This window comes from Cryobacterium sp. 10I1 (assembly GCF_035019805.1).
Taxonomy (GTDB): Bacteria; Actinomycetota; Actinomycetes; order Actinomycetales; family Microbacteriaceae; genus Cryobacterium; species Cryobacterium glucosi.
In genome coordinates this window covers 1-5,730 of the sequence record NZ_JASJVF010000215.1, presented here as the reverse complement: position 1 = coordinate 5,730, position 5,730 = coordinate 1, and the positions used below count along the sequence as shown (strand labels likewise).

The following is a 5,730-nucleotide window of genomic DNA, read 5'->3' as shown; positions in this document are numbered from 1 at the left end:
TGTCCGTTGAGGACCCGAGCTGAACGCCGGTGTGGTGAAGCGCCCACTTGCTGTCATAGGTGCTGCAGACCTGGCTGCCGTCGCTGAGGTTCGCGTTGAAGATCTCGCCGACCCAGAAGGTCGTCGACACGATATTGGTGTGCAGCGGGGACGTTCCGATGGCGATGGGGGGCGTCGTCGGAGTAGGCGTCGGCGTCGGCGTAGGAGTAGGCGTCGGCGTCGGCGTAGGCGTGGGCGTAGGCGTCGGAGTCGGAGTCGGGGTGGGCTTCGGCGCAGGCGTCGGAGCCGGCGTGGGCGTCGGCGTCGGCGCAGGCGTCGGCGCAGGCGTCGGAGTCGGAGTCGGAGTCGGAGTCGGAGTCGGAGTTCCGTTGTGGTGGTTCTTACGGTGTGACCACACCCCGGTCACGGCGAGCCAGCCTGACGGTGCGCTCACGGACGATGAACCGGACGACGAGCGGGACGACGAAGACGAGGAGTCGCCGGAGGCGAACGCACAGGAGGCCGTTGTGCCGACGACGATGCACAGGGCCGCCGTTGCGGCCAGGACACCGCCTGCGAGTTTGCGACGCGCGGTTGTACTACGCGGCGAGGACTTCTCGGCGCGACGAAAGAGCTGTTGCATGGAGTTTTTTGCCTTTCAAATGACCGGAACGCGCCGATCACAAATCCATCCACAGAACCTACGACACGCATTTTCGATGGGTTGACTGTAACCCATTCGAAGTACACGGCTCCGGAAAATACCCCCAGTTTTACGGCTGCGCTAGGGGCTTGACAAACAAAAAAACTGAGAGATCGCCGTAATCACGGGGAACTCACGACACATTCATAGCTGAGAAACTCTCAGGAAGGAAAACCCTCAGCGCTGTGTTTAACGGGGCGTCGGAGTCTGAGTCTGCGCCGGTGTCGGTCTCGGTGTCTGAGTCGGCGTCGGATTGGCTTCGATGAAGTCATCTCCACCGTACTTCGCATTCGCGACCGACATCACCGCCGGCCACATCCGGTGCCGGGCGGTCGCGGCCTGGCCGCTGTCGAAGTATGTGGTCCGCTGGTTCGCATCGCCGGTGAGGCTGACCACCGCGACGACGGTTGCGACCTTCGTACTCGACCCGGTCATCCAGGTGTCCTTATTGCCATCCGTCGTACCGGTCTTTCCGATCACGGGCACCTGCGGCGCCATGCCCCGGTTCGACTGCTGCCCTGTCCCGGTCGTCATGACCTTGTGCATGGCGTAGGCCATGCCCGCCGCGACCGTGGGGTTGACGGAAGCCGCGCACTCGCTGGTCGGCACGGGAACCTCAGCGCCGGTCGGGCCAACGATGCGGTCGATCACGACCGGACTGCACGTCACCCCCCTGTTCGCGATTCCCGCGAACGCGACGGCCATGCTCAACGGCGCGATCTCATTCGTGCCGATCACCGACGCAGCGCTCTGCAGGAGAGGGGTCGCATCAGCGCGGTGCATCCGGAATGCCTCAGCCGTCTTACGGATTCCGCACAGGTCGAGCTTCTTGGCCATCCCGATGTACCCGGTGTTGATCGAACCCACGGTGGCTTCGAGGGCGCTGTAGTGCGCCCCACTCTCGTTGGCGTCGTTCTTCGGGTTCCACTTCTCCTTGTCGTAGTTCTGCGGGCCGAGGCAGCTGTCCTGGAAGGTGCCCCAATTGGCCTTGCGGCGGGAATCGACGCGTTCGTAGAGAGCGTGACCTTCCGTGAGCCACTCGGCGAGGGTGAACACCTTGTACCCGGAACCCGGCTGGAAGCCACTCGAACCGCCATCGGCATAGTCGGTGTTGTAGTTGATGCTCGTGTAGTTCGCTCCCGTGGCCTCGACGACAGGATCCTGGCTGTAGTCCTTGTTCTGCACCATCGCAAGCACACGACCGGTGCCGACCTGCACGCTCGAGATGACAGCGCCGACATCCCAGCCGGGGAAGGTCGACGGTACATTCTGCTTCATCGTGGCCTCCGCGGCATTCTGAAGGTCCAGATCAATGGTTGTGTAGACGTTGTAGCCACCCCGGCGGAAGTTGAGAAGCCGGGTGTCGGCATCCGCCCCGAACGCCGGGTCGTTCCGAAGCACATGGGTCACGTAGTCGCAGAAATAGGCGCTTCCGCCCGCGGTCTGGCACCCGGTACTGGGCTCGTGGATGCTGGGTTCGACCGGTGCCGCGACCGCCGCCGCATAATCGTCCGGTCCGATCGTGCCGTACTTCAGCATCGTCCCGAGGATATAGTCCCGGCGGTCCCGGTTCGCCGCGTAGCCGTTCGCCGTACCGTTGGAGGCGCTGTTCGGGTCGTCGAGCTGGAACTTGACCGGGTTGTTGATGATGGCGACGAGGCTCGCGGCCTGCGGCAGGCTCACGGCCGCCGCCGTCGTGTTGAAGTAGTACTCGGCGGCCGCCTCGATTCCGTAGACCGTTCCTCCGAAGCCGGTGATATTGAGATACTGGCGAAGGATGTCCTTCTTGGAGTATTTCTTCTCGACGCCGATCGCGAGCCGCATCTCCTTGAGTTTGCGCTCGGCGCTCGTTCGGGTGGCCGTCGTGTAGCAGGAGTCGCGCGCCACGGGGTCGGAGAGTACCTCGCACTTCTGAACGAGGACATTCTTGACATACTGCTGAGTGATGGACGACCCGCCCTGAGTTTCCCCGCCAAGGCTCACCCTGAGTCCGGCCCTGATCGTGCCCTGCATGTCGATGCCGCCGTGTTCATAGAAGCGCGGGTCCTCACTCGAGACCGCGGCATCCGTCACAAAGGGGCTGATCGAGTCCGAGCCGACCTCGATCCGGTTCTGGTCATAGAAGGAGGCAAGCAGGTAGGGAGAGCCATCACCCCGCATCGCGTAGATGTTGCTCTTCTGGGAGAGCCTGTCGATCGACAGGAATTCCGGAAGGCTTTGGAAGGTGTTGATCGTGTCCGTCACGGCGAGTCCCGACAGCGCGACGACGGGCGTCACCGACGCGGCGATCAGGAGTCCGGCAACCCCGCTCATGGCCACAAGCCCGACCAGCCCGCCGATCACACCCCGAGGCGTGCGCCGCTCCTGGAATTCCGTCGTCCGCATCTGAACCCCCCATCACGGTTCATGGAACCCCGGCGCCGACAGAATTGCTAGGGGCGTCTCACGATCGTTATCGGAGCGATCAGGTCTGGGCAACGGATGTCGAGCTGGCCCGCCGGGGAGCTTACCTGGCGGTGAGGATCAGCGCCGGTGCTACCGGGGCCTTGGTCGCCTCGACCTGAAGGCCCACCCAGACGCTCTGCCCTGCGGGAATGGTGCTCGCCCAACCCGCTCCGGTGCACGTGATCGAGGTCCTGACCTTGACCGTGCACGTCATCCCCCACGCGTTGGTCACCGCAGTCACGGTCGGATCGGACCAGGTCACGCTCCAGGCTTTGGCACCGGTCGCACTCTTCACCTGGAAGTCGGCGACGTAGCCGGCGCCCCACGCGCTCTGCAGGTTCCACGTCGTGGTGATCGAGGCCGTGCCGGGGACGGGAATCGGAGTGGCGGTCGGAGTCGGCGTCGGAGTAGCGGTCGGCTTCGGAGTCGCCGTCGGAGTCGGCGTCGCAGTCGGAGTAGCGGTCGGCTTCGGAGTCGGTGTCGGAGTCGGAGTAGCCGTCGGAGTCGGAGTAGCGGTCGGCGTCGGCGTCGCAGTCGGCGGAACGACGATCGGAGTCCCTGCACCGAGCAGCGGCGTGAGGGCCGTGAGCTTTGCCGCCTCCGGGGTGACCCAGTCGTCCTTGACGATGCCGCCGGTGTCGCCGCTGTTCGGGTTGAACGACCAGTACGCGAAGCTCATGCCGTTGCTCGAGAGGTACGGTACGAGCTTGGCAAGCCATTTCTGGTCGGATTCGGTCGCAAGCTTCGTACCGAACTCGCCGAGCAGCACCGGTGCGATCCCGGTCTTGCTGATGTAGCCCCAGTTCTGGTCCCAGACGGTGGCGAGGTTGTCCGGGTAGTTGGCCGCGCTGAACCAATTCTGCGCGTAGACCGTCGCCGGGTAGTCGTGCGGCGAGTACACCACCTGGTTCGCGACGGAGAGGATGACAGGCTTGCCCTTGACACCGCTCAGGCCGCCACCCCACCAGGTGGATCCGCCGGTGGCCTGGTTCTCGATGCCCTCGACGAGGATCAGCAGCCGGGGGTTCACGGCGAGCACGGCGTTCCCACCGCGGGTCGCGGCCGCCTGCCAGTCGATCGCGGGGTTACCGCAGCCCCAGCATGCCTGCCCGTGCGGTTCGTTGTGCAGGTCGAAGCCGATCACGGTCGGATCATTCTTATACCGGGTGGCGAGTGCCTGCCAGTCGCTGATCCACTTGGCTTCACTGTATTGCGCCGTGTACCAGAGCTCCGATTGGGCTCCGGAATCCGGACGGTGCCGGTCGAGGATGACATTGAGTCCGGCGACCTTCGCCCGGGCGATGACCGTGTCCATCAGCCGCTGCGGGGTCAGTCCCGCGAGGGTCGGATTCACCGCGTAGTTGATCGAATTGCTGGGGGCCCCGCCGAGGCACTCGTTCGAAAACGGCAGCCGCAGGGTGTTGAATCCGAGCGACTTGATCTGCGCGAGGCCGGCGTCGAGGCCGATCGTCCAGAGTCCGTGCGGGGCGCAGTTGCTCGTCTCCATTCCGAACCAGGAGATGGCCTTGACGACATACGTCTGGTTGGCGGAGTTCTGGATCGTGCCACCCGCGGTGTGCAGCCAGCCGGACGGCGCACTGACGGAGGATGCCGCGAATGCCGCCGGCTGCGGAGCCGCCGTCACGAGGCCGCCCGTCAGGAGCAGGGCGGCAGCCACGAATGCGACCAGGCGTCCGGTGGCGCCTCCGCGCCGCGGTCGTACCGACGCCGTTGGGGAAATCTGCCTCGTGGCATAGCTGTCGCGAGCACTCATGCTGGTCCCCCAGTATTCCGCGGACGTGGTTCCCGATGGCCACCCCTCGGGGCGGCAAGATCGTCCGTTAGCCCCATCGTAGGGGTTCCCGTGTTTCGGCACGGTAACAAGCTGCGCCGGGCACAGAAAACGGGCCCCGCGACTACCGCGAGGCCCGTTCGATACTGCCGGATCGGATCAGGCGACGGCCGGAACCGCGGTCTTCTTCGAAGCGTGCGGCGTGAGGACGAAGATCGCCCAGCCGAACAGGCCGACGAGGATGCCGAGGCCCATGGCGAAGAAGGAGACGCCGAAGGCGACGATCGAGGTGAAGAGCGAGGCGCGCAGCAGCGACGCGGTCATGACCGTCGGGCGGACCTTGTCGTCCTGGGCGAGCTCGGCGTACGTCTTGCCGCCCGAGGCCTCCATGGCGTGGTGGTTAATGATGTTCGCCTGCGCGAGGGCGGAGAGGGGGTTGTCGACGGTCGTTCCGGCGAGGAACGATGCGTCGGCCGCGACAGTAATCTTCTCGCCGGCCAGCTGGCTGCTGACGGTGCCCCAGACGACGCCGCCGACGAGGAGCATAACGAGGCCGCCGATAATGCCGAGGAGGCCGATAATCCGAAGAATACGCGCCTGGCCGGAACCGGCGATCAGGGGCTGGGCAGCCGTTGTCGTAGCGGTTGTCATGAGATACCTTTCCTGGTGTCGCGCCTGTCGTGACACTCGTGTTACCCCCCAGTCTGCCAGTAATGAAAGCGCATTCATCACATTTTCTCTGCCGATTGCAACATTGGTGGTAAACGTTTGCACGGTGGCGGAGGAAAGGCGGGGGGGGGGGGGGGGGGGG

At 64.8% G+C, this 5,730-nt stretch carries 3 protein-coding genes and 1 pseudogene; all 4 read right to left on the bottom strand.

Translation table 11 applies throughout. The features are described 5' to 3' along the window. Positions 1-622, bottom strand: a pseudogene (locus QN345_RS14905) (hypothetical protein); the annotation flags it as partial. A 249-nt stretch (positions 623-871) separates the two neighbouring features. After that, positions 872-3,067, bottom strand: a complete 2,196-nt coding sequence (locus tag QN345_RS14900; protein ID WP_134448870.1) for a transglycosylase domain-containing protein — start codon at positions 3,065-3,067, stop codon at positions 872-874. Between the two features lie 121 nt (positions 3,068-3,188). Continuing rightward, positions 3,189-4,805: a cellulase family glycosylhydrolase gene (locus tag QN345_RS14895; RefSeq protein WP_322136034.1), complete on the bottom strand. Its 1,617-nt coding sequence runs from the start codon at positions 4,803-4,805 to the stop codon at positions 3,189-3,191. Between the two features lie 273 nt (positions 4,806-5,078). Then, on the bottom strand, positions 5,079-5,570 hold the full coding sequence (locus tag QN345_RS14890; RefSeq protein WP_174774856.1) for an aromatic ring-opening dioxygenase LigA: 492 nt from the start codon (positions 5,568-5,570) through the stop codon (positions 5,079-5,081). Positions 5,571-5,730: the final 160 nt, after the last annotated feature.

Excerpts from the sequence above, each read along its gene's own strand:
- QN345_RS14900 (WP_134448870.1), bottom strand. The coding sequence starts at position 3,067 with ATGCGGACGACGGAATTCCAGGAGCGGCGCACGCCTCGGGGTGTGATC.
- QN345_RS14890 (WP_174774856.1), bottom strand. The coding sequence starts at position 5,570 with ATGACAACCGCTACGACAACGGCTGCCCAGCCCCTGATCGCCGGTTCC.